The sequence below is a fragment of the Xanthomonas hortorum genome, assembly GCF_040279205.1.
GTDB lineage: Bacteria > Pseudomonadota > Gammaproteobacteria > Xanthomonadales > Xanthomonadaceae > Xanthomonas > Xanthomonas hortorum_F.
Genome location: NZ_JBEOLS010000007.1, coordinates 33,070 through 58,370, shown reverse-complemented (window position 1 = coordinate 58,370; position 25,301 = coordinate 33,070). Strand labels below are relative to the sequence as shown.

20 protein-coding genes and 1 pseudogene are annotated in these 25,301 nt (G+C 66.7%); 11 read left to right on the top strand and 10 right to left on the bottom strand.

Translation table 11 applies throughout. The features are described from left to right. The first annotated feature begins 14 nt into the window (after positions 1–14). The 4 genes from holA (at position 15) to ABS769_RS04960 (ending at position 3,502) form a co-directional block, all read left to right on the top strand. A complete protein-coding gene (holA, locus tag ABS769_RS04975) occupies positions 15–1,043 on the top strand; it encodes a DNA polymerase III subunit delta (protein ID WP_317060563.1) in 1,029 nt (342 codons plus the stop codon). A gap of 119 nt (positions 1,044–1,162) precedes the next feature. Then, the gene (nadD, locus tag ABS769_RS04970) at positions 1,163–1,906 is read left to right on the top strand and encodes a nicotinate-nucleotide adenylyltransferase (protein ID WP_317060614.1); all 744 of its coding nucleotides are present in this window, start codon (positions 1,163–1,165) and stop codon (positions 1,904–1,906) included. Between the two features lie 57 nt (positions 1,907–1,963). After that, the gene (gene rsfS, locus ABS769_RS04965) at positions 1,964–2,374 is read left to right on the top strand and encodes a ribosome silencing factor (RefSeq protein WP_176341397.1); all 411 of its coding nucleotides are present in this window, start codon (positions 1,964–1,966) and stop codon (positions 2,372–2,374) included. 12 nt (positions 2,375–2,386) lie between these two features. Beyond that, positions 2,387–3,502, top strand: coding sequence for a J domain-containing protein (locus ABS769_RS04960; RefSeq protein ID WP_317060560.1), 1,116 nt, complete (start codon positions 2,387–2,389; stop codon positions 3,500–3,502). A 269-nt stretch (positions 3,503–3,771) separates the two neighbouring features. Here ABS769_RS04960 and ABS769_RS04955 read toward each other — a convergent pair whose 3' ends face one another. Then, positions 3,772–5,313 (bottom strand): alkaline phosphatase PhoX, encoded by a 1,542-nt coding sequence (locus ABS769_RS04955; protein WP_317060558.1) that lies wholly within the window; start codon positions 5,311–5,313, stop codon positions 3,772–3,774. 121 nt (positions 5,314–5,434) lie between these two features. Between ABS769_RS04955 and rlmH the strand changes: the two genes are divergently transcribed. Beyond that, positions 5,435–5,905, top strand: coding sequence for a 23S rRNA (pseudouridine(1915)-N(3))-methyltransferase RlmH (gene rlmH, locus ABS769_RS04950; protein ID WP_168957765.1), 471 nt, complete (start codon positions 5,435–5,437; stop codon positions 5,903–5,905). Between the two features lie 251 nt (positions 5,906–6,156). Here rlmH and ABS769_RS04945 read toward each other — a convergent pair whose 3' ends face one another. Both ABS769_RS04945 and ABS769_RS04940 read right to left on the bottom strand, forming a co-directional pair. Then, positions 6,157–6,840, bottom strand: a complete 684-nt coding sequence (locus tag ABS769_RS04945) for an energy transducer TonB (RefSeq protein ID WP_317060557.1) — start codon at positions 6,838–6,840, stop codon at positions 6,157–6,159. A 319-nt stretch (positions 6,841–7,159) separates the two neighbouring features. Further along, positions 7,160–7,894 carry an SIMPL domain-containing protein gene (locus ABS769_RS04940; RefSeq protein WP_317060556.1) on the bottom strand — a complete coding sequence of 245 codons (735 nt, stop codon included), beginning with the start codon at positions 7,892–7,894 and terminating at the stop codon, positions 7,160–7,162. Between the two features lie 122 nt (positions 7,895–8,016). Here ABS769_RS04940 and ABS769_RS04935 point away from each other — a divergent pair, with 122 nt between their 5' ends. The 3 genes from ABS769_RS04935 (at position 8,017) to ABS769_RS04925 (ending at position 14,155) form a co-directional block, all read left to right on the top strand. Next, entirely contained in the window at positions 8,017–8,589 is a 573-nt protein-coding gene (locus ABS769_RS04935; protein ID WP_317060554.1) for a Maf-like protein, read from the top strand. Continuing rightward, positions 8,589–10,088, top strand: a complete 1,500-nt coding sequence (gene rng / locus ABS769_RS04930; RefSeq protein WP_180315634.1) for a ribonuclease G — start codon at positions 8,589–8,591, stop codon at positions 10,086–10,088. Before ABS769_RS04935 ends, rng begins: the two co-directional genes overlap by 1 nt. A gap of 143 nt (positions 10,089–10,231) precedes the next feature. Next, positions 10,232–14,155, top strand: coding sequence for a YhdP family protein (locus ABS769_RS04925; RefSeq protein ID WP_317060553.1), 3,924 nt, complete (start codon positions 10,232–10,234; stop codon positions 14,153–14,155). A gap of 210 nt (positions 14,156–14,365) precedes the next feature. On the opposite strand, the gene ABS769_RS04920 is transcribed toward ABS769_RS04925, so the two are convergent. After that, positions 14,366–15,133, bottom strand: coding sequence for a DUF6065 family protein (locus ABS769_RS04920; RefSeq protein ID WP_317060552.1), 768 nt, complete (start codon positions 15,131–15,133; stop codon positions 14,366–14,368). A 99-nt stretch (positions 15,134–15,232) separates the two neighbouring features. On the opposite strand from ABS769_RS04920, the gene tldD reads away from it, so the two are divergent. Beyond that, on the top strand, positions 15,233–16,678 hold the full coding sequence (gene tldD, locus ABS769_RS04915) for a metalloprotease TldD (protein WP_317060551.1): 1,446 nt from the start codon (positions 15,233–15,235) through the stop codon (positions 16,676–16,678). A gap of 82 nt (positions 16,679–16,760) precedes the next feature. On the opposite strand, the gene yjgA is transcribed toward tldD, so the two are convergent. Then, the gene (gene yjgA / locus ABS769_RS04910; RefSeq protein ID WP_317060550.1) at positions 16,761–17,366 is read right to left on the bottom strand and encodes a ribosome biogenesis factor YjgA; all 606 of its coding nucleotides are present in this window, start codon (positions 17,364–17,366) and stop codon (positions 16,761–16,763) included. Between the two features lie 145 nt (positions 17,367–17,511). On the opposite strand from yjgA, the gene pmbA reads away from it, so the two are divergent. Together pmbA and ABS769_RS04900 are read left to right on the top strand one after the other, a co-directional pair. After that, entirely contained in the window at positions 17,512–18,879 is a 1,368-nt protein-coding gene (gene pmbA, locus ABS769_RS04905) for a metalloprotease PmbA (RefSeq protein ID WP_317060549.1), read from the top strand. A 67-nt stretch (positions 18,880–18,946) separates the two neighbouring features. Next, positions 18,947–19,411, top strand: a complete 465-nt coding sequence (locus ABS769_RS04900; RefSeq protein WP_317060548.1) for a DUF4870 domain-containing protein — start codon at positions 18,947–18,949, stop codon at positions 19,409–19,411. A 71-nt stretch (positions 19,412–19,482) separates the two neighbouring features. Here ABS769_RS04900 and ABS769_RS04895 read toward each other — a convergent pair. The 5 genes and pseudogenes from ABS769_RS04895 to ABS769_RS04875 form a co-directional block, all read right to left on the bottom strand. Continuing rightward, positions 19,483–20,582, bottom strand: a pseudogene (locus tag ABS769_RS04895) (M35 family metallo-endopeptidase). 432 nt (positions 20,583–21,014) lie between these two features. Then, positions 21,015–21,890 (bottom strand): polyprenyl synthetase family protein, encoded by an 876-nt coding sequence (locus ABS769_RS04890; RefSeq protein ID WP_317060547.1) that lies wholly within the window; start codon positions 21,888–21,890, stop codon positions 21,015–21,017. A 1-nt stretch (position 21,891) separates the two neighbouring features. Then, positions 21,892–22,155, bottom strand: a complete 264-nt coding sequence (locus tag ABS769_RS04885; RefSeq protein ID WP_317060546.1) for an exodeoxyribonuclease VII small subunit — start codon at positions 22,153–22,155, stop codon at positions 21,892–21,894. Positions 22,156–22,186: 31 nt separating this feature from the next. Next, on the bottom strand, positions 22,187–23,482 hold the full coding sequence (gene tilS, locus ABS769_RS04880) for a tRNA lysidine(34) synthetase TilS (protein ID WP_317060545.1): 1,296 nt from the start codon (positions 23,480–23,482) through the stop codon (positions 22,187–22,189). Between the two features lie 91 nt (positions 23,483–23,573). After that, complete coding sequence (locus tag ABS769_RS04875) at positions 23,574–25,280, bottom strand: alkaline phosphatase (protein WP_317060544.1); 1,707 nt, start codon at positions 25,278–25,280, stop codon at positions 23,574–23,576. Positions 25,281–25,301: the final 21 nt, after the last annotated feature.

Below are 25,301 nucleotides of genomic sequence, written 5' to 3'. Positions count from 1 at the left end.
GCGCTTTCGCAGTCATGGAACTTCGCCCCGAGCAGCTTGCCGGCCAGTCCAATCAGTCGTTGCAGCCGGTCTATCTGATTGCCGGCCCCGAGACGCTGCGCGTGCTGGAAGCAGCCGATGCAGTGCGTGCGCGCGCGCGCGCCGAAGGCATTGGCGAGCGCGAGGTCTTCGATGCCGACGGCCGCGAGTTCGACTGGAACCAGCTCGACGCGACCTTCAACGCGCCCAGCCTGTTCAGCCCGCGCCGGCTGGTGGAAATACGTCTGCCCAGCGGCAAGCCGGGCAAGGACGGCGCCGATGTCATCACCCGCTTCTGCGCCAATCCGCCGCCGGACGTGGTGCTGCTGATCACCGCCAACGACTGGAGCAAGGCGCACCAGGGCAAATGGGCCGATGCGATCGGCCGCATCGGCACCATCTCGGTGGCCTGGGCGATCAAACCGCACGAATTGTCCGACTGGATCGAGCGCCGCCTGCGCAGCCAGGGCCTGCGTGCGGACGCCGCCGCCGTGCAGCGCCTGAGCGAGCGGGTGGAGGGCAATCTGCTGGCGGCCGCGCAGGAAATCGACAAGCTGGTGCTGCTGGCCGATGGCAAGGTACTGGACCTGGAGGCGATGGAGTCGCTGGTTGCCGATGCCGCCCGCTACGACGTGTTCCGGCTGGCCGAAACCACCTTCTCCGGGCAGCCGGCGGCGGTGATCCGCATGCTCGCCGGCCTGCGCGCCGAGGGTGAAGCGGTGGCCGCACTGATGCCGATCCTGATCAAGGAACTGCTGCGTACCGCATCGCTGGCGAAAGTGCAGGCAAATGGCGGCAACCTCGCCGCCGAAATGAAGGCGCAAGGGCTGTGGGAATCGCGCCAGGCCCCGTTCAAGCGCGCGCTGCAACGGCATCCCGAACCGCGCCGCTGGGAACGCTTCGTCGCCGAAGCCGGGCTGGTCGATCGCATGGCCAAAGGCCGCGCCGACGGCGACGCCTGGGTCGGCCTGGAACGCCTGCTGGTGGCCGTGGCCGAAGCGCGTGCGGTGAGATTGCTGGTGTGAAAGCGGTGGATGTGGGGACTGCAGGCCAGAAGGTGGAGACCGGGACCCGGAAGCCTCAGAACAGCGCAATCCCGAACCAGAAAGCGCAGACAACTGCCACTGAGTCCGCCGCTGTTCCCATCTCCCCAGAGGCCGATCCCCAGTCCGCAGCGCTGGAACCTTGCTCTGCCCAATCCCCAATCCCCAATCCCCAATCCCAGCTCCACCTCTACTACGGCGGCACCTTCGACCCGATCCACCTGGGCCATCTGGCCATCGCCTGCGCCGCGCGCGACGAACTGGGCGCGCTTGTGCATCTGGTGCCAGCCGCCGACCCGCCGCATCGCCCCGCACCCGGCGCCACCGCCGCGCAGCGCGCACGCATGCTGGAACTGGCGCTCGCCGACACGCCCGGGCTGGTGCTGGACACACGCGAGCTAAGCCGCGCCAGCCAGGGCGGTGCACCGTCCTATACCGTCGATACCTTGAGCGAACTGCGCGCCGAACTCGGCCCTGCGACACCGATCGCCTGGTTGCTGGGCGCCGATGCCTTCGTTGGCTTGAGCAGCTGGCATCGGTGGGAGGCGCTGTTCGAGCTGGCGCATTTCGTCGTGGCCGAGCGTCCAGGCGTCCCGCCGGATCTGGCCGATGTGCCGCAGCTTGCCCAGGCAGTGCAGGGCAGATGGGCTGCCAGCGCCAGCGAACTGGGCGCCGCCCCGGCCGGCCGCCTGTGGCGGTTGCATCAACCGCTGCGTGGCGAATCGGCCAGCGCGGTGCGTTCGCGCATCGCCACCGGCGGCGACTGGCAGGCGCTGGTGCCGCCGTCGGTGGCAGCGTTTATCGCGCGCGAATGCCTTTACGGCAGCGCGCAGCCGTCTAGCTGAACACGCATCCGGCCGGACCGGCCTATAATTCACATTAATTCCATCGAGTTGCCCGCTTTGACCACCCAAGCCCAAGTCATCAAGACCTCCATTCCGAACCCGCCGCCGTCCGTGCCGGCCCTGTTGGCCACCGTGCGCGAGGCCGTGGAGGAGCTGAAAGCCAAGGACGTGGTCGAAATCGATGTGCGCGGCAAGTCCAGCGTCTGCGATTACATGGTGGTCGCCTCGGGCACCTCGACCCGCCACGTCAAGTCGATCGCCGAAGAAGTGGTCAAGTTCGCCAAGCGTCTGGACGTGATGCCGCTGGGCGTGGAAGGCGAGCGCGAAGCCGAATGGGTGCTGGTCGACCTGGGCGATGTGGTGGTGCACGTGATGCTGCCGCGCGTGCGCGAGTTCTACGCGTTGGAGCGCCTGTGGACTGTAGGCGACCAGCGTCCGGACGATGCGGATGCCGACCCCGAGGCGTAACTGACCCACGGCATGGCGAGAAAATCCCAAGCCCAGACGGAGACACCTGCCTCGCCGGCGCTGCAGCAACTGCGCAGCCAGCCGGCGCAGGCCGCCGCGCAGCCTTTGTCGCCGGCGCGCAAACGCTTCGACCGCTTGCTGCGCGATCTGGAGCGTCATCGCAACGAACTGCAGGCCTGGCAAACGGCGCTCACGCGTTGGCGCGAGCGCTATCACACCGAGCTGCAGCCTTTGCTCGATCATCGGCGCGCGGCCGATGTGGCGCTGGTCGAAGAACTCGATCGCGCGCATGCCACGGTCAAGCTGAGCAAGGCCGACCGTGCGTTTCTGTCAGAGCTGCTGTGCGATATCGCCGGCCCGCTGATCGAATCGGGACATGAGGCATTGCGGCCGATCTACGATCGCCACAGTGTCATGGGCTACGACCAGGAAGTCTCCGAATCCGATGCACTGATGAAGCAGATTCTCGGCCAGGCCTATGGGCTGGATGCCGATGAACTGGACGGCATCGATTCGCCCGAAGAACTCTTCGAACGCGTCAGCGAGCGTCTCGAGCAGGAACACGCGCAACAACAGCAGCGCAACGCGCAGCGCCGCAAGCGTGCTGAGAAGAAAGCGGTTGCCGGGAATGCCGAGCCGCCACCGTTGCGCGAGTTGTATCGCAAGCTGGCCGGCAATCTGCATCCGGACCGCGCCAAGGACCCCGACGACCACGCCTCGCGCACCATCCTGATGCAACGGCTCAATGCGGCTTACAAGGCCGGCGATCTGCTCGGCCTGCTCGAACTGCAGGCCGAGATCGGTCTGCTGGACGCGCAAGGGGTGGATGCGATGAGCGCGGCGCGGCTGCAGGATTACAACCGCGAACTGGACCGGCAGTGCAAGGAATTGCAACAGCAGGTGCAGGAGCAGTCGGAGAACTTTTGCGCAGAATATGCTCTGGACCTGCCGTCGCGGCTCAAGCCCGAGCGACTGGGTAAATTGATGGCCCAACTCAAGCGCGACGTCGAAGACGATCTGATGGAAGCGCGGCAGGGCCTGCGCGAACTGGCCGACCCGCAATCGCTCAAGCGCTGGCTGAAGCTGCAGCGCGCCATGTCGAGCGCGCAAGACGCGCCCTGGTTCTGATTACGGGACTGAGGGTGGTTTTCAGGTTGCACGCAGGCCACTGCTGGTGAGCGCGCGTGCTGTGCGCAGTCTCGGTCGGAGACGCTGCCCGTTGTGCGGATGAGACGAGTGCCTGCACGGCAGTGTGCCAGCTGCCGGGTCGATGCCACTGCCGAACGGACGCTTGTCCGTTCGGCTGCGGTGGCCTGGGCTAATTTCTTATATAGGCCGGCTTATAAAAACCTGCCTACAACAGGCAGGCTCCCGATTGCAGGCCCACGACAGCAGGCTCACAACGGCCCGCGCTCCCATGGCCCGGTGATCGCCAGCGTGATGCCCGGTGTCTGGATGTTGACGAACAAGGTGCGCGCCAGCGGGTCCCAGCAGGCGCCGCAGAATTCGGTGTCGCGGTAATCGCCTTCGGCAATGGTCTTGCCGGCATCGGCGATCTGCTGCGACGTCAGCTGCACGTTGTTCTTGGCCAGATAGAACGATTCGCCGCCACGGGTGAGCCCGAGCAGGCGCGCGCCGGGACCGTATTCGTCCGGACTCTCCCCGCCGTCTTCGCACAGCACCACGCCACCGCGCGCGCTGACGGTGACGTTGTCCGGGTTGTGCGCGGCCAGCTGGTTGCCGCTGACGAACAATGCGCTCAAGCGCTGCGTAAACAGATCCAGCACCCATACCGCGCCGTTGCCATAACCGCGGCGGCCCTGTGCATCCACGCCGGTGCTGGTGTCGACGATGAAGAGTTTGCCGTAGCTGTACCAGATGCCTTCGCCACGGCTCATGCGCAGCGCGCCGTCGGCCCACGCCTGCGCAAACGGACCGCTCAGGGTGTCGTTGGCGCCGATGTCGGGGAAGCCGGTCGGTGCGGTAATACCATCCAGATCCGGCTCGGAAATATCCACCCATTCCAGCTGGAACTGCTGGCCGATGCTGGCGACGGTGAGGTCGGCATTGCGCCGCCCACGCACGCGTGCGGCCTGCAGCCGGCCGCCATTTTCCAGTGAGCCATTGCGGCCGCGACGGTCGTTGGGGATGAAGCGATACAGCCCGGCCTTGTTGCGGTCGTCTTCGGTGAGATAGACGATGCCGGTGCGCGGATCGACCGCCACCGCTTCATGGCTGAAGCGGCCCAGCCCGACCAGCGGGCGGCCGGTGGTGCGCTGGCTGTCCGGGTCCACTTCGAACACATAGCCGTGCTTGCGGCCGGTGCTGGAGACCGCATTGGTCTTGATCTCTTCGCAGCTCAGCCACGTGCCCCACGGAGTTGGCCCGCCGGCGCAGTTGACCAGCGTGCCGCCCAGGCTCGGCTCCAGGCTGCCCCAACCGCGGCGGCCATAGCTCAGCGTGGTGGTGCCGCCACCGGCCAGTTGAGTGCCGCTGACGATGCCGGTGTCGTACATCGCTGGTGCGCGGAACGGGGTGGTCGCGCCGCGCTCGTGGTTGCGGATCAGCACATATTCCAGGCCGCGCAGCGGGTCGCTGCCTGGGCGCCAATCGGGCCGACGCAGGCCGACCACGGCCATGCCGTCATGACGGTCGGGGCAGGGCTGGCCGTCGTCCATGCGATCGCCGCTCCAGCCGAACGAGCGGTAGCTGAAACCGCGCGGCAGCTGCAGCAGCGGCAGCCCGGTGCTCTGGTCGGCGACCGGGGCGAGCGGGCCATAGCGGCTGGGCACGGGTGCCAGCTGCAACGGTGGCGAGGTGCTGGTAGCGGCCTGGGCCTGGCGCGATTGCAGCGCGCTCAAGCTGCCAAGCGCACCGGCGGCCATCACGGCGGCGCTGCCCTTGAGCACCTGGCGGCGGGCGGGATCGAAAATCGGCATCGAACGACTCCTGCTGGCTGGATAGTGCGCCGACGCTAGAGGCCCGCTGTAACCGCACCATGACACCGCTGTGATCGACCTGGTTCCGATGCCCGGGCTGTGACGCGGATATCATGTCGTGATGAAATGCCGACTCATCGCTACCGGCGAGCGCGCACCGGCCTGGGTGGCGCAGGGCTTTGCCGAATATCAGAAACGCCTTTCGCACTGGATGCCATTGGAGCTGGTCGAGATCGAACCCGGCCTGCGTGGCAAGGGCCGCGACGCGCAACGCGCCACCGACGACGAAGGCCGCCGCGTGCTCGCCGCGCTGCCCAAAAACGCCTACGTGGTTGCGCTCGATATCCCGGGTCGCCCGCTGAGTTCAGAACAGCTCGCCCAACGCATGGAGCACTGGCGCGGGCAGGGCCGTGATCTGGCGTTTCTGATCGGCGGCCCCGAAGGTCACTCCGCCGATGTGCTGAAAACCGCCAGCGAAAGCTGGTCGATCGGCCCGCTGACCCTGCCGCACATGCTGGTACGCCTGATCGTCGCCGAGCAGCTGTATCGCGCTGCGGCGATGCTGGCGAATCATCCGTATCACCGCGCGTGAGTGGGGAGCAAGGTTTTGCGGTGTGCGACTAGCCGGTGCAGTTGCCTGTCGTAATTACCAGCCGGTCACCGCAGCACTGGATCGTGTGTGCTGCTGACATTGCATCGCGAGCACTCGTCAGGAGGCTGTGCCCGACAATTGGAAATCCACTGCACGAGCACCTGCTCCCAGAGCACTTCCATACCGGTCTGATGCGGCGCACTGCTTGAATGCGGCGACTCGAAGGCCGAGTCGCCGCATTCCAGAATCACTCAATTCAACGAAAAACTCACCGGTACCAGACCGTAGGCCTGCACGGCTTGACCGTTCTGCATCGCCGGCTGGAAACGCCAGCTGCGCAGCACCTGGCTACGCGCCGCCAGATCGAGTGCGCGATGACCGCTGCTGGTCTGCACGCTCACTTCGGTCGGGCGCCCATCGGTACCGACCAACACGCGTAGCAGCACCGTGCCTTGCTGCCCGGCGCGTAACGCGGCCACCGGGTAACCCGGCGCCGGTGAGCTCAGATACTGCAGTTGGCCTGCCTCGACCGGGCCGCTGGGTGCGGCAATGGCCGGAGCGCTCTCAGCTATCGCTTCGGAGACAGCGGGCAAGGCAAGCGCTGCGCTGTCCACCAACGGTGCCTGATTCACCACTGGTGTTTGCACCTGTACCTGCACCGGCACGGTGGTCGGCGGTGTCTGCGTCGCCTGCGGCTTGAACTTCACCTCGATCGGGAACACCGCTGGCGGGGCGGGTGGTGTTGGGATCGTCATCGGCATGACCCAACGTTCTTTGGGCGTGGGCTGCTGCGGAATCGCCCGGTACGAGAGCGGAATCAGCAACAGCCCGCCGGCCAGCAAATGCAACGCCACGGCCGTACTCATCGCCAGAACGCGCGAGGTGTCGATGCCTGTGGATCGGGAAGAAACCTGCGATTGCGTGAGAACCATCATCCACCTCCTCAACGGAACTGCGGAACGGACCAGCGCGACCCGGACGCACACCACCATCCGGTGACGTAGGTTTACCGCGACCTTTGTGTGGACACAAGTGATTTCGCAGCGCCGGCGATGGCTCGCTGATTGACTCCGGGCGTATCGATTCGGGCAGCTTGGCTGGTGCGGCAGACTCGCGTACGACCGCGCGTACGACTAGAGGTGGTCGCAGATGACACGCCAAGGCGAGGCAGCAGAATTTTCGGTTTTCCCAAAAAAAAACTGCCCTCAGGAGAGGGCAGTCAGAAAAACCAGATCACGCTCGGTTTCGATCCGGTCAACGCCCCAATTCGAACGTCACATCCAGGTTGATCGACAGCGTGCTTTCGCCCGGTGCGACCGGGGTGTCCATCTCGACCTTGGCCGAGCGCATCGAGGCGGCCATCATCATCGGGCGCACGCCGCCACCGCTACGGCCTTCGGAGATGCTGACGATGCGGCGCACCTTCAGGCCGAGCGACTTGGCGTAGGTGTCGGCGCGGGCCTGAGCCTTCTTCAGTGCGGCCACGCGTGCTTCGTCGTAGACCGGCTCGGGCTGGTCGATCGAGAAGCTGGGGCCGTTGATGTCGTTGGCGCCCTGGGCGACCAGGGCGTCGAGCACCTTGCCCAGCCGGGTGATGTCGCGGACCTTGAGGTTGACCGTGTTGCTGGCCTGGTAGCCGTTGATCTTGGGCGCTTCGTTTTCTTTGTAGGTGTACTGCGGGCTGAGGTTGATGCCGCTGGTCTGCACATCCTTGTCGGCGATGCCGGCGGCCTTGACGGCGGCCAGCACCTTGTTCATCTGCTCGGCGTTCTGGCGCATGGCGGCGTTGCCGTCGGCAGCCTGGGTGACCACGCCGGCAGACAGCGTGGCGATGTCCGGCACGCGCTTGGCTTCCGCTTCGGCCGACACATTGAGCAAGGTGCCGTCGTTGGGAATGGTGTAGCTGGGCGCAGTCTGGGCATGGGCAGTCATGGCGGTTCCGGCAGCGATCGAGAGGGCCAGCAACAACGGCTTGAAGGTGGTACGCATGAGATCTCCTTGTCTGTCTGCAGAGCGTGTTGTGAGTTCGATGAACATGTTGTGAGTCGAACGCGACCACTGTGTGGCATGCAAGCAAGCGGGCGAGCATGGGCAACAGGTATGCTGGAAGGATGCTTTATCTCGCCTCCCGGTCGCCGCGCCGACAAGAACTCCTGCAACGCCTGGATGTGCCGTTCCAGACCTTGCAACTGGACGTGCCCGAGCTGCGCGCGCCCCACGAATCGCCCGCGCACTACGTGCAACGCGTTGCGCTGGACAAGGCGCGCGCCGGGCTGGCGCAGGTGCAGGCCAGCGACCCCGATGCGATCGTGCTGGGCTCCGATACCGAGGTGGTGTTGGGCGAGCGGGTGTTCGGCAAGCCGGTCGATGTGGCCGATGCGATCGCGATGTTGAGCTTGCTGTCAGGGCGCACCCACCAGGTACTCACGGCGGTGGTTCTAGTCTGCGCACAACGCGCCCCGGCACAGGCGTTGGTGGTATCGGAGGTCACGTTCGACACGCTCGATGCTGCGCAGATCGCCGCCTATGCGGCCTGCGGCGAGCCGATGGGCAAGGCCGGTGCGTACGCGATCCAGGGACGCGCCGAACGTTTTATCAGCCATCTGTCCGGTAGCTATTCCGGCGTGATGGGATTGCCCTTATTTCACACCTCGCAGTTGCTCACAGCCTTCGGAGCGCATTGATGTCGGAAGAGATTTTGGTCAACGTCACCCCGCGCGAGACCCGCGTGGCGGTGATCGAGAACGGCATGCTGCAGGAACTGCATATCGAGCGCGGTTGGCGCCGGGGCGTGGTCGGCAATATCTACAAGGGCAAGGTGCAGCGGGTGATGCCCGGCATGCAGGCGGCGTTCGTCGAACTGGGTCTGGAGCGCGCAGCGTTCCTGCACGCCAACGACGTGATCCGCCCGGCGCCCGCGCCGGCCAGCGTGGTCGATACCGAAGAGACCCCGATTCCGCCGCCGCCGGCGGCCTCGGTGCCGATCGTGGAGCTGCTGCGCGACGGCCAGGACATCGTGGTGCAGGTGGTCAAGGACCCGATCGGCACCAAGGGCGCGCGGCTGACCACCCAGATCAGCATTCCCTCGCGCTATCTGGTGCTGCTGCCGCAGTCCAAGATCGTCGGGGTGTCGGCGCGGATCGAGGACGAGGCCGAGCGGCTGCGCCTGAAGACCATCGTCAGCGAGGTCTCGGCCCAGCACGGCGGCTTCGGCTATATCATCCGCACCAATGCCGAAGGCCAGCCGGCCGAGGCGCTGGCCGAGGACATCGCCTATCTGTCGCGGGTGTGGAACGTGGTGGAGCGGCGCGGCCGCGAAGCGCCGCCGTGCAGCATCATCTATGAAGACCTGAGCCTGCCGCTGCGTGCGGTGCGCGACCTGATCCGCCGCGACGTGGAGAAGGTCAAGGTCGATTCCAACGAGACCTTCGTGCAGCTGCAGGCGTTCGTGGCCAAGTACATGCCGGTGCTGGCCGAGCGGCTGGAGCTGTATACCGGCGACCGGCCGATCTTCGACCTGTACGGGGTCGAGGACGAGATCGGGCGCGCGCTGAACAAGCAGGTGCCGCTCAAGTCCGGTGGCTACCTGGTGATCGACCAGACCGAGGCGATGACCACCATCGACGTCAACACCGGTTCGTTCGTCGGCCAGCGCAATCTCGAGGAAACCGTGTTCCGCACCAACCTGGAGGCCGCGCAGGCAGTGGCGCGGCAGCTGCGGCTGCGCAATCTGGGTGGGATCATCATCATCGACTTCATCGACATGGACGACCCCGAACACCGGCGTCAGGTGTTGCGCACGCTGGAAAAGGCATTGGCGCGCGATCACGCCAAGACCACCGTGTACGAATTCTCGCCGCTGGGCCTGGTCGAAATGACCCGCAAGCGCACCGTCGAAAGCCTGGAGCGGCAGCTGTCGGAAACCTGCGGCCAGTGCAGCGGGCGCGGCACCATCAAGACCGCCGAGACGGTGACCTACGAGATCTTTCGCGAGATCACCCGCGCGGTGCGCCAGTTCGACGCGGCGCGGCTGCTGGTGATTGCCTCGTCCAAAGTGGTGGCGCGTATCACCGACGAAGAGTCGGCGGCAGTGGCCGAGCTGGAGGAATTCCTCGGCAAGAGCATCCGCTTCCAGTCCGATGACCAGTATCTGCAGGAGCAGTTCGATGTGGTGTTGCTGTGAGTTCGGGATTGGGGAGTCGGGATTCGGGATTGGTCAAAGCCGGCTCTGGTAGCGTGGCTTGGTCCGATAATGGCGCTTGAAGGCACCGTGCGCGGCCTTGCTTTGACGAATCCCCAATCTCCAATGCCCAATCCCCGCCCCTGATGCCCACCCCGCTGCGCCGCCGTCTGCGTCTGTTTCGCCGCTATGCGATCACCGCCACCGCACTCGTGCTGGTGGCGATCGCATTGCTGGTGGGTGCGGCCAGCCAGGCGTTGCCGCTTGCCGAGCAGCGGCCGCAGCAGATCGCCGCGTGGCTGAGTCAGCGCGCCGGCCAGCCCATTGCCTTCGATCGCCTGCAGACCGAGTGGACCCGACGCGGTCCGCTGTTGCGGCTGGATGGGTTGCGGATCGGTCCGCATGGCGAAGTGCGCGTGGGCCAGGCCGAAATCCTGCTGGCGATGTACGCCGGCCTGTTACCCGGCCATTCGCTGACCGAAGTCCGTCTGCGTGGTCTGGCACTGACGCTGCAACGTAGCGATGACGGCGTGTGGTCGGTGCAGGGCTTGCCGGCCGCGCGGCGTGCCGACCCCTTGGACGCCTTGCGTCGCCTCGGCGAAATCCAGGTAGCCGAGGCGCGTTTGCATGTGACAGCGCCTTCGATCGGCCTGGACACCACGTTGCCGCGCATCGATCTGCGTCTGCGTGTCAGCGGTTCGACGGTGAAAGTCGGCAGCCATGCCTGGATCGATGTGCAGCGCGCGCCGTTGACCACCGTGCTGGAGTTCGATCGCAATAGCGGCGACGGCAGCGCCTATGCGCAAGCCGACCCCGCAGATCTGGCCGCGTGGGCCTCGTTGCTGCACGTCGGCGGCATGCGCGTGGATGGCGGCAGCGGGCGGCTGCAGGCGTGGGCACAACTGCGTGCGCGCCGCATCACCGGTGTCACAGTGGATGCCGATCTTCAACAGGTGCGCTTGTCCGGTGCCGCACTGCCGGATGAAACCGCACGCCGCACGCTGGTGTGGGAGCGGCTGCGCGCGCGCGCGCGCTGGCAGACCATCGAAGGCGGCTGGCGGGTGGATGCGCCGCTGCTGCGGCTGGGCCAGGCGGCCAAATTGCAGCAGTTGGATGGGCTGAGCATCGCCGGCGGGCGCCGTTACGCGGTGGTCGGCAAACATGTGGATGTCTCCGGTCTGATCGCAGCGGCGGCATTGAGCGACCACCTGTCGCCCACCTTGCGGCGCTGGTTGAGTTTGTCCAAACCGCAGCTGCGCGTGACCGACCTGCAGGTTGCAGGCGAGCAGGGCGGTGCACTGCGCGCGCAGGGCCGGATCGAAGAATTGGCATTTCTACCGGTGGGCAACGCGCCAGGCATCAGCGGTTTGCGCGGGCAGATCGATGGCGATGCGCATGCGGTCGAGCTGGATGCCGCGCCCGATGCCACGGTGCGTTTCGACTGGCCGACCGGCTTCGGGGCGGTGCATGAGATCCAGCTGGCCGGCAAGCTCGTCGGCTGGCGCGACGGCGCCGGCTGGCAGGTCGCCACGCCGGCCTTGCGGGTGCAGGCCAAGGACTACGGCGCCAATGTGCGCGGCGGGCTGTGGTTCCAGAACGATGGCAGCCGCCCGCGCATCCAGCTGGCCACGCAACTGGACGATGTCGCCTTACCGGTGGCGCGCAAATTCTGGATCCGCTCAAAGATGAGCAAGCCCGCCATCGACTGGCTGGACAAGGCGGTGGCCGGCGGCGTGATCACCGGCGGCACCGGCCTGGTCAGCGGCGATCTGGACGACTGGCCGTTCGAAGGCAACGACGGGCGCTTCGAAGCGTTCGGCCATATTCGCGACGGCGTGATCCCCTTCAATCCCGAGTGGCCGGCGATGGAGCAGGTGCAGGCCGATCTGAGCTTCCTCGGCAACGGCTTCTCCCTGCAGGGAAGTGGCGAGCTGGCCGGTGCGCCAATCACCCGGCTTGAGGCCGGCATTCCCAATTTCGCCACCTCCGAACTCTACGTGCGCGCTTCCACCCAGGCCGACGCCACACAACTGTTGAGCATGCTGCGCAAAAGTCCGTTGGAGCGTCGCTACGGCGACATCTTGCGCAACCTCACGGTGTCCGGCCCCGCAACGGTGAGCTTCGATCTGCTGCGCCCGTTACGCAGCAAGGGTGTGGGCGGGCATCTGCAGGGCACGGTCGCGCTGCAGGGTGCCAAGCTGGCCGATGCGCGCTGGAATCTGGCCTTCGACCAGGTCAGCGGCCAGGCCGACTACCGCGACACCGGCTTTGCCGCCGAGCACTTGAGCGTGCAGCACCAGGGCCGCAGCGGCGAGTTGTCCCTGCGTGCCGGCGGCTTCGTGCAGGACCCGAAGCAGGCGTTCGAAGCGCGCTTTGCCGCCACCCTGGATGCCAAGGAATTGTTTGACCGCGCGCCACAGATGGAATGGCTGCGCCCGTACGTGCACGGCAGCGCGCCGTGGCAGGTGGGCGTGGATGTGCCATTGCCGCCGCCGGGCCAGACCGATGCGAAGGCGATGCTGAGCCTGCGCTCGGACCTGGTCGGCACCACCCTGGATCTACCCGCGCCGCTGGACAAGGCGTCCCCCCAGCCGCTGGACACCCAGGTCAAGGTGGCCTTGCCGGTCGGCGATGGCGATATCGATGTGGCGTTCGGCAAGCTGGTGGCGCTCAAGGCCAGCAGCCAGGGCAACCAGACCGGCGTGCGCGTGGTGATGGGTACAGACACGGTCAGCGAGCGCCCACCGGCCAACGGATTGATCGTCACCGGCCGCACCGCCTCGCTGGATGCGATCGACTGGATCAGCCTGGCGCGCGGCAGCAGCGAGCCGGAGATGCCGCCGCTGCCGGGCCAGCCGGAGACCAAAAAAAGCACGGTGCCGCTGCAGCAGGTGGACGTGCAGGCAGACAGGCTATTGATGATCGGCGGCGTGTTCCCGCAGACCCGGCTGCGGCTGCGGCCGACCCGCGACGCGGTGGCGGTGACACTGGACGGGCCGTCCCTGGCCGGCCAGCTCACGGTGCCCAATGCCGACGGCGCCGCCGTGCAGGGCAAGCTGCGCACCGTGCACTGGCAGCCGGTGGTGGCGGCTGCCGAACCGGCCGCGCCCGAGCCGGGCGACCCGCTGGCCGGCGCCTTGCCCGAGCCGGCGCGCCGTGCGGTGGCCGAGTTCGACCCGGTGTCGATTCCGCCGTTGTCACTGGATATCGACGATCTGCAGGTCGGCAAGATGACCCTGGGCGCGGCCATTTTGCGCAGCAGCCGGCTCAGCGACGGCATGCAGGTGGATCAGCTGCAACTGCGCTCCAACGACCAGAGCATTGGTCTGACCGGCGCCTGGCGCGGCAAGGGCGAATCCGCCAGCACCCGGCTATCGGCGCGCGTGGACAGCCGCAATCTCGGCAATCTGCTGCAAAACCTCACCCTGGGCGGTCAGCTGCGCGGTGGCGAAGGCCAGCTTGAGCTCAACGCCGGCTGGCAGGGCTCGCCGACCGGCTTTGCGCTCGGTTCGCTGGACGGCGATCTCAAGATCGACGTACGCAACGGCCAATTGCTGGAAGTGGATCCCGGCGCCGGCCGCGTGCTCGGCCTGCTCAGCGTGGCGCAGTTGCCGCGCCGGTTGATGTTCGACTTCCGCGACTTCTTCTCCAAGGGGCTGGCGTTCAACAAGCTGGCCGGCGAGGTGCGCTTCGGCGATGGTTTCGCGCGCACCGACGCCATCCGCATCGAAGGCCCGGCCGCCGACATCGCCATCCGCGGGCTGACCGACCTGCGTGCGCAGACCTTCGACCAGACCGTGGACGTGAATCCCAAGGCCGGCAATCTGCTGGCCGTGGTCGGCGCCGTGGCCGGTGGCCCGGTCGGCGCGGCGGTGGGCGCGGCCGCCAATGCGGTGTTGAGCAAGCCGCTGGGCGCGATCGGTGCCAAGACCTATCACGTCACCGGCCCGTGGAAGGAGCCGCAGGTGGACGTGGTGGAACGCGAAGCGCGCGAGCGTGCGCCAAGCAAACCGAGTTCTTCAAGTGCGCCAGGTGCCAGTTCCAGCAAGCCTGGTGCAGCGCCGCGCTGAGGCGCCTAAGTATGCGGTGCCCAGCGGATTAGTCGAATGCGCCTAGCCCGCCGAGCGCAATGCTTCCATTCAGTCCGTACACCGCACACCGTCGCGCTGAGGCGCTGAGGCGCTGAGGCGCTGAGGCGCTGAGGCGTTGAAGCGTTGAAGCGCCCGCCGGGCATCCAGCCAGCTCTGCACGTGGCGAGCCGCGCCCATACGTTGACGTGCTCAGTCTGCTGGCGTCGCGTTATCCGCCTCGTTTTCGCTGGCAGCACGTGCGAACATCGGCAGGCGCAGACGCGAACGGTGGCCCGGCGCTGGCGCTTGATCCGCGCCCGCCACGCCACGGAAATAGCCGCGCTGCCATTTCTCGCGTGCGGCGGCCGATTGCGCATCCGGCAGTTCATCCAGAAATCGCGTGCGGCTGTGGGTCCAGTCGGCGTGCTGCCGCGCCAGTTCCGGCGCCTCGGACAGCGGCTGCCACTGCGGCTGCACCTGCTCGATCAGCCGGCGTGGCAGCGGAAACAGATGGCAGAACGGCTCGCCGGCGTCGAAGCGCACCCGCCCGGGCCGGGTGAACTTCCAGTTCATGGTGAAGGTGTACGGGCTCCAGTCGGTTTCGACCATGCCGCTCAAGGCACCGATTCCGTCCTTGGGCCGGTTTAATGGCCCGGTGACGAACAGATCGATGCCTTCTTCGGTGCGGAACAGGCAGGGCACGTGGAAGGTCAGCACGCCATAGCCGAAGTGGCTGATCGCCGGTGATGCGCTGCCGGCATCGGCAACGATCTGGATCGCGTCCAGGCCATCGCCGCCGTTCCAGCTGGCTGCGAAACCGGCCTGGCACAGCAGCTCCCAGCCATGCGCATTGGCGATCGCCAGCGGCAGGCAGCGGTAGGCATAGCGCTGGTCGGTGGCGTCCATCCAGTCGCGCTCATGCGGGGCGGGGCGGATGTCCAGCGTGTGGCCATCCAGGACGTCGGCAGTGAGCTTCATGCGCGGGCGTTGGCAAGGCGGCAGGCCCGCGATGATAGCTGCGCCGCACGTTCAGCCGAACGACTTGTCTCCCCGGCGTGCGGGCCCCATCCTGATCGCATGACCGATAACGCTCTCACTCTGGCCGAAACCCGGCTGCTGCTTCCTTCCGGCCTGGACACCGGCCATCTCGACCGCACCTTCGGCGCCCTGTTGGGCCCGGGCATCGACTTCGGCGACCTGTATTTCCAGCATTCGCGACGCGAGAGCTGGAGCGTGGAAGACGGCATCGTCAAGGACGGTGCGCATTCCATCGAACAAGGCGTGGGTGTGCGTGCGATTTCCGGAGAAAAGACCGGCTTTGCCTACTCCGACGACATCCAGCGCGAGGCGCTGCTGGAAGCGGCGCAGTCGGCGCGCGCGATCTCGCGCGACGGCAGCGCGCAATCCACCCGCTCGCTGGTGCGTGGCAACGGCCGCGCGCTGTACCCGGCCACCGACCCGATCGACGACATGGACAGCGCGACCAAGGTCGAGTTGCTACGCCGTATCGACCAGTACGTGCGCGCCGCCGACCCGCGCGTCAAGCAGGTGATGGTGAGCCTGTCCGGCGGTGTGGACACGGTGCTGATCGCGCGCAGCGATGGTGTGCTGGCCGCCGATGTGCGCCCGCTGGTGCGCATGAACGTGCAAGTGATCGTCGAACACGGCGGGCGCCGCGAATCCGGCTATTCCGGCGGCGGCGGTCGTTACGGCTATGCCGAGCTGTTCGCCGACGGCCGCCCGGAAGGCTTTGCGCGCGAAGCGCTGCGTCAGGCCCTGGTCAATCTGGATGCGATTCCGGCACCGGCCGGCGTGATGCAGGTGGTGCTCGGCCCGGGCTGGCCCGGCGTGCTGCTGCACGAGGCAGTCGGCCACGGCCTGGAAGGCGACTTCAACCGCAAGGGCACCAGCGTCTATGCCGGCCGCATCGGCGAGCGCGTGGCCTCGCCGGGCGTGACCATCGTCGACGACGGCACCCTGGATGGCCGTCGCGGCTCGCTCAATATCGACGACGAAGGCACGCCCACCCAGTGCACCACGCTGATCGAAGACGGCGTGCTGGTCGGCTACATGCAGGACACCCACAACGCGCGCCTGATGGGCGTGGCACCGACCGGCAACGGCCGGCGCGAATCGTTCGCGCACCTGACCATGCCGCGCATGACCAACACCTACATGCGCGCCGGGCAGCACGATCCGCAGGAGATGATCCGCTCGGTCAAGAAGGGCATCTATGCGGTCAACTTCGGCGGCGGCCAGGTCGACATCACCAGCGGCAAGTACGTGTTCTCGGCCACCGAGGCCTACCTGATCGAAGACGGCAAGGTCACCGCGCCAGTCAAGGGCGCCACGCTGATCGGCAACGGCCCGGAGACCATGCAGAAGGTGCGCATGATCGGCAATGACCTGGCGCTGGACGAAGGCGTGGGCGTGTGCGGCAAGGACGGCCAGAGCGTGCCGGTCGGCGTCGGCCAGCCTTCGCTGCTGATCGATGGCATCACCGTTGGCGGAACGCAGGCCTGAGATGCGGGGATTCGGGAATGGGGATTCGGGAATCGCAACAGCGGGGGCGGCGGGGCATGATGCGTCCCGCCTGGGTCGTTCCTCAGTCCTCGGTCCGCGTTTCTTCGCTGTCGGCGTCGTCGCTCTCGTCGAGATCGATGTCGTCGTCGCCGACATCCACTTCTTCGCCCGCCTGCGTGGACAACTCGCGCAGCACCTGGAACAGCTCGCGGTAGGCGCGCGGCGGCTTGTTCTTGGCCCGCTCGCTGATGGCGTTGCGCACCAGCTGGCGCAATTGCTGACGGTCGGCGGCCGGGTAGGCTTCCAGCAATTCGGCCAGCGCCACGTCGCTCTCGGCCAGCAGCCGCTCGCGCCAACGCTCGACGCGGTGGATCGCAGCCACTTCGCGGCGCGCGGTATCGCTGTTGGCATCCAGCGCATCGCGCAGCGCATTCAGCGTGGTGTCGTCCTCGCGGCGCATGTGCTTGGCCAGAAACGCCAGCTGCCGCTTGTGCGCGATATGCGAGGTGATGCGCTTGCTCTCTTCGATATGCGGAATCAGCGATTCGGGCACCGGCAACTTGGCCAGCTGCGCCGGGGTGAGCGCCACCAGCTTTTCGCCCAGGTCGAAAATTTCCAGCGCCTCGCGCCGTTGCTGGCTGCGGCTGGCGCCGCGAAATTCACCGGTATCTTCGTCGCGTCCGCGCATTGCCACTACATCCCGAAACTTGGTTGATAAAAACTCCGGCCTTGAACGGCCGGGCGCCGGCGGAACACTCCGCACTGAATTCAGACACTCCGGCCAACGATGGCCGAGCTTTTGCGGAAGGATCCGCGTTCCTAAGGATAAAGCATTGAACGCACTCTCCTCCGAAACACGTGTCCACGACGACAGCCTGCAGCGCCTGGACGCGCTCACCGACATCTCGCAGCGCCTGCTTGAGCGCGCCCGTACGGCCGGCGCCACCCAGGCCGAAGTGAGCTGCAGCGAAGAGCGCGGCCTGGATGTCAACGTGCGCCTGGGCGATGTGGAAACGGTGGAATCCACCCGCGACCGCGGCATTGCGGTCACCGTCTACTTCGGCAAGCGCAAGGGCAGCGCCAGCACCGCCGATCTGCAGGATTCCAGCCTGGAATCCACCGTGGCCCAGGCCTGCGCGATCGCCCGCTATACCGAAGACGACGTGGCCGCCGGCCTGGCCGATCCGGAACTGATGGCGCGCGAGTTCCCCGAACTGGACAGCTGGCATCCGTGGGCGCTGGACGCCGACACCGCAGTGGATCTGGCGCTGGCCTGCGAAACCGCCGGGCGCGATGCCGATACGCGGATCAGCAATTCCGATGGCGCCTCGGCCAGCACCGGGCTCAGCCTGTCGGTGTATGCCAACTCGCATGGCTTCATCGGCCGCGAGCGCGGCACCCATCATTCGATCAGCTGCGCGCTGATCGCCGGGCAGGGCGACGGTATGCAGCGCGATGGCTGGTACAGCAGCGCGCTGGCGCGCGAAGACCTGGAAGCGCCCGAGGCGATCGGCCGCCACGCTGCCGAGCGCACCCTGGCGCGACTGCAACCGCGTTCGCTCCCCACCGGCCAGCTGCCGGTGCTGTTTGCGCCGGAAGTGGCGCGCTCGCTGGTCGGCCATCTGCTCGGCGCGGTCTCCGGTGGCGCGCTGTATCGGCGTGCCAGCTTCCTGCTCGACAGTGTCGGCACCAAGTTGTTCCCGGACTGGTTCAACATCGAGGAGCTGCCGCATCTGCGCCGCGGGCTGCGCTCGGCCGCCTTCGACGGCGAGGGCGTGGCGACGCGACGTTCGGCGCTGATCACCGACGGCGTGCTGCAGCGGTATGTGCTCGGCAGCTATTCGGCACGCAAGCTGGGCCTGCAGACCACCGCCAACGCCGGCGGCGTGCACAACCTGCAGATCACTGCGAATGCGGGCGATCTGGCCTCGATGATGTCCGGCATGTCGCGCGGTCTGCTGGTCACAGAATTGATGGGCAACGGCGTCAATCCAGTGACCGGCGATTACTCGCGCGGCGCCGGTGGTTTCTGGATCGAGAACGGCGTGATCGCCTATCCGGTCGACGGCCTGACCATCGCCGGCAACCTGCGCGAGATGTTCGCCGGCATCGAGGCGGTCGGCAACGATGTGGATCCGCGTTCGCACGTCAAGATCGGTGCGGTGCTGCTCAACCGCATGACGGTGGCGGGCGACAGCTGAGCGTGCCGATCGCAACGACTGGGCTCACCGCTCCCGGCCACTGCCGCGGAGCATCGCGAACGAGACCATGTCTTCCCGCACTGGTGGCTGGCTGACGGGTTGCTATAGTCCGCCGCACCACAACCATGCATGGGGAGACATAATGAGCGACTTCGAGTCACACGCTGCACCGCCGCCACCGCCGATCGGGACCAGCTCGCCGTCGGAGGAGCGCACCCTGGCGCTTGCCGCGCATCTGCTCGGCATCCTGACCTCCTTCATCGGCGCGTTGGTGATCTGGCTGATCAGCAAGGACGCCAGCCCGTCCAAGCCGTTCGCCACCGATCAGGCCAAGGAAGCGTTGAACTTCCAGATTACCGTGATCATTGCCTATGTGGCTGCGGTGATCCTGACCATCGTGTCGTTCGGCATCCTGTTCTTCGTGCCGACGCTGGTGTGGATCGCCAACCTGGTGCTGTGCATCCTGGCTGCGGTCAAGGCCAATAACGGCGAGCATTACCGGTATCCGTTCACGCTGCGCCTGATCAAGTAACCGGTCGCAATGCGAAAGACAAAGGCCCGGCAGCGATGCCGGGCCTTTGGCGTTTCAGACGGACTGCTGGATCAGTTCTGCGCCGGGGTGTTCTCGGCGAAGTACTCGTGGCTGTCGGCATTGGTGATCGCCTGGGCCGGGTTGCTGATCGCCAGGCTACGCGCGCCGGACTGGCCGTAAACGCGGTCCTGGGTGCCGGCCACCACGGTGAAGTGGCTGGTCTCGTGCACCAGCGTGCCGGCCTTGGAGTCGGTACCGGTTGTCGACGCACTCCAGAACGCGTTGCAGACATGGATCTCGTACGGCTGGTTCGGATAGACGTAGGCGAAAGCGTCCGCCAGATCCGCTTCGCAGCTGCAGTTGATCGTCAGCTGGCCGTTGTTCTGGTCCAGCGCGTTGTCGATGTTGACGAAGTTGGAGCTGACCCGGCTATAGCGTGAGGCGTTGTAGGCGCCGAACCAGGTGGTGTAGCGCGCGCCGGTGCTGCCGCCGTTGAGGTAGGTGCGCGCGTTCTGCGAGTAATTACGCGCGGCAGTGACGGCACTGGCGGCCTGGTTGGTGCGGGTGGTGCTGCAGTTGAGGTAGTTGATGCCGTTGACCACGGCGGTCGGGCCGACTGCGAGCTGGCGCTGTACGCCACGCCGTGCGCCGTCCAGCCAGACGGTGAGCGGGGTGCTGGTGGCCACGGCCGGCTCGCCGTTGGCCGCTTTCATCAGGCTGCCGTCGGACAGTGAGGCGTATTGCAGCGACGAACGGACCTGGATGGTGTAGTTGCCGCTGGTGGACAGATCGTAGGCGCCCGCCAGATCGACCTCGCCCTGCACGCTCTGGCCGGGCTTGAGGATGGTGAAGTCGGCCGCCTTGGGCAGGCCGCGCTTGACCACAGGCGCCCGGTGTAGTTCACCGGCGTACCATCGCGGCTGACGTCCAGAATGCCGTTATCCAGTGACTTCAGCGGCAGTTGGTAGGTCGGCACGCGCGCGATCTGGCTGCCGTTGTTGGTAACGGTGACGGCGATCTTGCCTTGGTGCCGCCCAGCCTGATCGGCGACCGGCGCCAGTTCGATGGTCAACGGAACCGGGCCGCGCACGGACTGCGCCTGCGCCGATCCGAGCACGCCAACAACGGCCAACGTACCTGCTGCAAACGATGCGAGAAAAACATTCTTCACCAGCAACTCTCCATGTGATCGGGGGATGTCCGCTGAACGCGGGCAGACCAACCTAGGCAGGGCGAGCGGGCACGACAAGACAATCGATTAGTGCTGTTTTTGGCCTGCTGATGGCGCTGGAATGGCAAATATGGACAGCGATGGCGACAATTTGGCTCAAAGTTGTGCGTCCATCCACATTTTTAACGCGCACCGCATAAATTCCCTTGTCAAAATCTATGGAAAGAGAGTTTACGTTTTGTGACGCAGAACCCCGGTTATTCGAGGGCGCTCCACGCCTCCACCGTGCGCTGGCGCACGGTGTGCGCAGAAGGCGGCTCAATCGTGGGATAGATGCATGCATCGCTGCCGCTGGGGAGCGACCACGCAGCGACGTCCTCGTTTGATTGGGTGGGCCGGTTGTATAGCTGGGTGGTCGTTCTGGGCGTCGCGCTAGTGCGCGCGGTCCACCGCAAACCGGCCCAGTGCCGCCAGCGTTTCGCCGGGCTGGCCGTAGGGCTGCAGGATGTCGTGCATGCGCGTGGCCAGCTCTGCCAGCTTGGCCTTGGCGCCCTCCATCCCGAGCAGGGCCGGATAAGTGGACTTGGATTGCGCTGCGTCCTTGCCGGCGGTCTTGCCCAACTGCGCCGAGCTCGATTCGACGTCCAGAATGTCGTCGCGCACCTGGAACGCCAGGCCCAGCGCATCGGCAAAGGCGTCCAGGCGCTGCTGGTCGGCATGCGCGGCGCGACCGGTCAACGCGCCCATGCGCACCGCCGCGCGGATCAGCGCGCCGGTCTTGAGTGCGTGCATGCGTTCCAGGTCGCTCAGCGATTGCAGCTGGCCGGTGGCATCGATATCCAGTGCCTGGCCTCCGCACATGCCGGCAGCGCCTGCAGCGCTGGCCAGGCTCTGCAGCCAGCCGACCCGCAGGTCGGCACTCACCGATGCCGCAGCCAATAGTTCGAACGCGCGCGTCTGCAGCGCATCGCCGGCCAGAATCGCCGTGGCTTCATCGAAGGCGATATGTACGGTGGGCTGGCCGCGGCGCAGCGCGTCGTCGTCCATCGCCGGCAGATCGTCGTGCACCAGCGAATAGGCATGGATCAGCTCCACCGCCACGGCAGGGGTGTCCAGGCTGTCTTCGTCGGCGCCGAACAGCGCGCCGGTCGCATACACCAACAAGGGACGCATGCGCTTGCCGCCGCCCAGTACCGCATGCCGCATGGCGGCGTGCAGGCGCTGCGGGGCAAGCGCTTGGCTTGGCAGGCATGCCTCCAGGCTGCGTTCGGTACGGGCGATCCAGTGATCGAACAACGCCGAACTCACCTCAGCCGCCGTCCGGCGACGGCGCTTCGAAGGTTTCGGCCAGATCGGGGCGGGCGGGGTCGGTCAGCATGCGGACGCGCAGTTCGGCGTGTTCCAGTGCCTGCTGGCAATCGCGGTACAAGCCGATGCCGCGCTCATAGGCCATGAGCGATTGCTCCAGGCTCTGGTCGCCGACTTCCATCTTCTGCACCAGTTGCTCGAGTTCTTCCAGCGACTGTTCGAAGCGGGCAACCGTGGATGTTTCGTTCAAGGACTTCTTGGCCATCGGTAAAGTGTGCGGCGCGCGCGCAGGCGGGTCAATTCGCAGCTGTGTTGCTGTGCCATCGCAACGCTGCGTTATTGGCCTGCAGCCAGTCGTTCAATGCGGCCGAGATGATGCGATCGCCGGCTGCGAGTACCTGGTCGCCGTCCCACAGGATCGGCAGGCGTTCGCGTTCCCAGGGCGGTAGATCCAGTTCCTGCAGCAGGTGCTTGAGGCGATGCGAGTGCGCACGTTGCGGCAACACGATGCGCTCGCCACTATGGCGTGCGCGCACCAGCAGCGGTTGCGCGAAGCGCAGGCCGGGGGCGCCGTGTAACTGCAACTGCGCGCCATCGGGCAGCTGCAGAGGCGCCTGGCCATCCCAGTGCGTCTGCCACTGCGGCGGCCATTCTGCGAGTGGGCGAAGTAAATACAGACACTGGCGCCAGCGACGCACTTCGACCTGTTGCCAGGCAAAGCGCGCTTGCCGGTCCGGTGCGTGGTTGTCGATTTCCTGTTCCAGCGCGGTGATGCCATGTGCGGGCAGCGGCGGGGCGTGTGCCGCACTCACCCAGGCGCGCAGCAGGCGCGGCCGACGCGTCGCCGGCTGCGCACGCAACCGCTGCAGATCCAGCGCGCCAGTGGCAGTCAGCATGCCGGGCAGCAGCGCGGTGTCCTCTTGCAGCAGCAACACGCTGGCATCGGCACTCAGGTGCGCACTGCGCGCCAACGCCTCGGCGGCCTGTGGCCAGCGTTGCTGCAGCAGAGGCATGAGCTGGGTGCGCAGGAAGTTGCGGTCGTACCGTGTGTCGGCATTGCTGGGGTCTTCGATCCATTCCAGCCCATGTGCCTGCGCATAGGCCAGTACGTCGGCGCGTGCATGGTGCAGCAATGGACGCCACAGCATGCCGCTCGCGAATGGACGCTGCGCGCGCATGGCAGCCAAGCCGTCCGGGCCGGAAGCGCGCAGGGCCCGCAGCAGGAAGGTTTCGGCCTGGTCGTCGCGATGGTGCGCCAGCGCTAGCCATTCGCCGGGCGTGAGTGTTTCGGCAAACGCGGCGTGGCGTGCATGGCGTGCGGCCGCTTCCAGACCCAGGCCGCTGTCGCGCGCAACCTGCACGCGCGCGATTTGCAAGGGAATCTGCAATGCATCGCATTGGCGCTGGCAATGCGCAGCCCATGCATCGGCATCGGCGTGCAAGCCGTGATGCACGTGCACCGCGCGCACGCCGATGTCGCGATAGCGCGGCGCGGCTGCCAGCAGCTGCAGCAACACGCTCGAATCCATGCCGCCGCTGTAGGCGACAAGGACCGGGCCCGGCGGCGTCGCAGGGAGCGCCAGGGCAGTCATCTGTGCATGCCGATCAAGACAGCGCTGCGGCATGGTGCGACCGGTAGCGGATTGCCACCGCCTGCCAATCGCAACGGCGCAGCGCTGCACATCAACGCTTGGTCGCAGTCTCGAACGCGGCCGATGCCGGCAACTCCACCGGCACGCCGGCGCTGTCGCAGGTGCCCGCCTTGCACAGGCGCTCGCGCAGGCGCGGGGTGGCCTGCACGATGACGTGGTAGATCACGTTCTCTTCCAGCGTGCCGCGAAACGCCGCACTGCCCGGGCCGGTGGCCCAGATGCCGACGTCTTCGCCGCCATGGCTTTCGGATTTGGTCGGCACCAGCGATTCCTGCATGTAGCTGGGGGCTTCGGTGTCGACGTGGGTCAGATCCGGGCGTCCGGAAGCAGGCTCGCTGCTGCTGGGTTCGTGCGGATACTTCTTCGGCCCGGCCGGCTGTGCGTTGGTCGCGCCGGTATGGCCGGGGCCGTTGGCGTAGCTCAGCGTGGTGTAGGGCTGGCCGGCCAGGTCGGTGGCCAGCTGGGTGCGGTCGCCTTCTTCGCCGCCGGTACCGCGCACCTTGCCCAGGATCGGATTGCCGCGCACCGGGTAGCCGACGAAGTTGAGCGTATGCGAATGGTCGGCGGTGACGATGATCAGCGTGTCCGGCGGCGCGGTCTGTACGGCAGTGCGTACTGCATCGGACAGCGACACGGTTTCGTCGAGCGCGCGGTAGGCATTGCCGGCGTGGTTGGCGTGATCGATGCGGCCGCCTTCGACCATCAGCACGAAACCATTCGGGTCGCGCGACAGCGACTGGATCGCGGTGCGTGTCATCTCGGTCAGGCTGGGCTCGCCTTGCGGGGTGCGATTGCGGTCGTGGTCGAACTGCATGTGATCCGGCTCGAACAGGCCCAGCAGCGCGGGTGCGCCGGCGGCTGCCTTCAATTGCTGTTCGTTCCATACATAGGCGCCCTGCGGGTGCGTCTGCTTCCACTCGGCGACCAGATCGCGGCCGTCCAGGCGCAGGCCGACCTTGTCGTCGTATTCCGGATCGCGCTCCTGCACGGTCTGGAACTGGCTGCGTCCGCCGCCCAGCACTACCTGCGGGCCACGCCCGAAGCGCGCGCTGGACAGTAGTTGCTGGGCGATGTCCTGGCAGCCGGCAGTGCGGGCGGACTCGGGCAGGTCGGTATCGTTTTCCCAGTTGCGGTCTGGCGAATGCGCATAGGTCGCCGCCGGGGTGGCGTGGGTGAGGCGGGTGGTGGTGACGATGCCGGTGGCCATGCCGGCGCTGTCGGCCAGCTGCAGCCAGCTCAACAAGCCCTTGCCCAGGCTGTCGCCGCAGTCGCTGCGGTTGCCGCTGCTGACGCCGATCGCACCCATATGCGTTTTCACCCCGGTGGTGATCGCGGTCATGGTGCCGGCCGAATCCGGCGTCTGCGAATCGGTGTTGTAGGTCTTGCTGAAGGCGGTGGCCGGGAACTGCTCCCACGACAGCAGGTTCTCCTCACCCGGCCCGCCCTTGCGCTGGCCATCCAGAATGCGTGCTGCCGCGACCGTGGTCAGGCTCATGCCGTCGCCCAGGAACAGGATCACGTTGCGCGCGCGCCCGGCCATCGCGCCGTTGCCGGCTGCGCGCGCGGCGCCCGAGCGGTACCACCATTGCGGCGTCTCGCCGGCGGGATGCGTCACCTGCGGCACCTCCACGCGCACGGCGGCGGGCGCAGATGCGCTAGTGCCGGCGCTGGACGCGCAGGCGGCGACACACACGGTGGTCAGGGCGGCGAGGGCAGGCAGGCGGTAACGCATCGGCATCGAACTCGTGACTGAATCAGC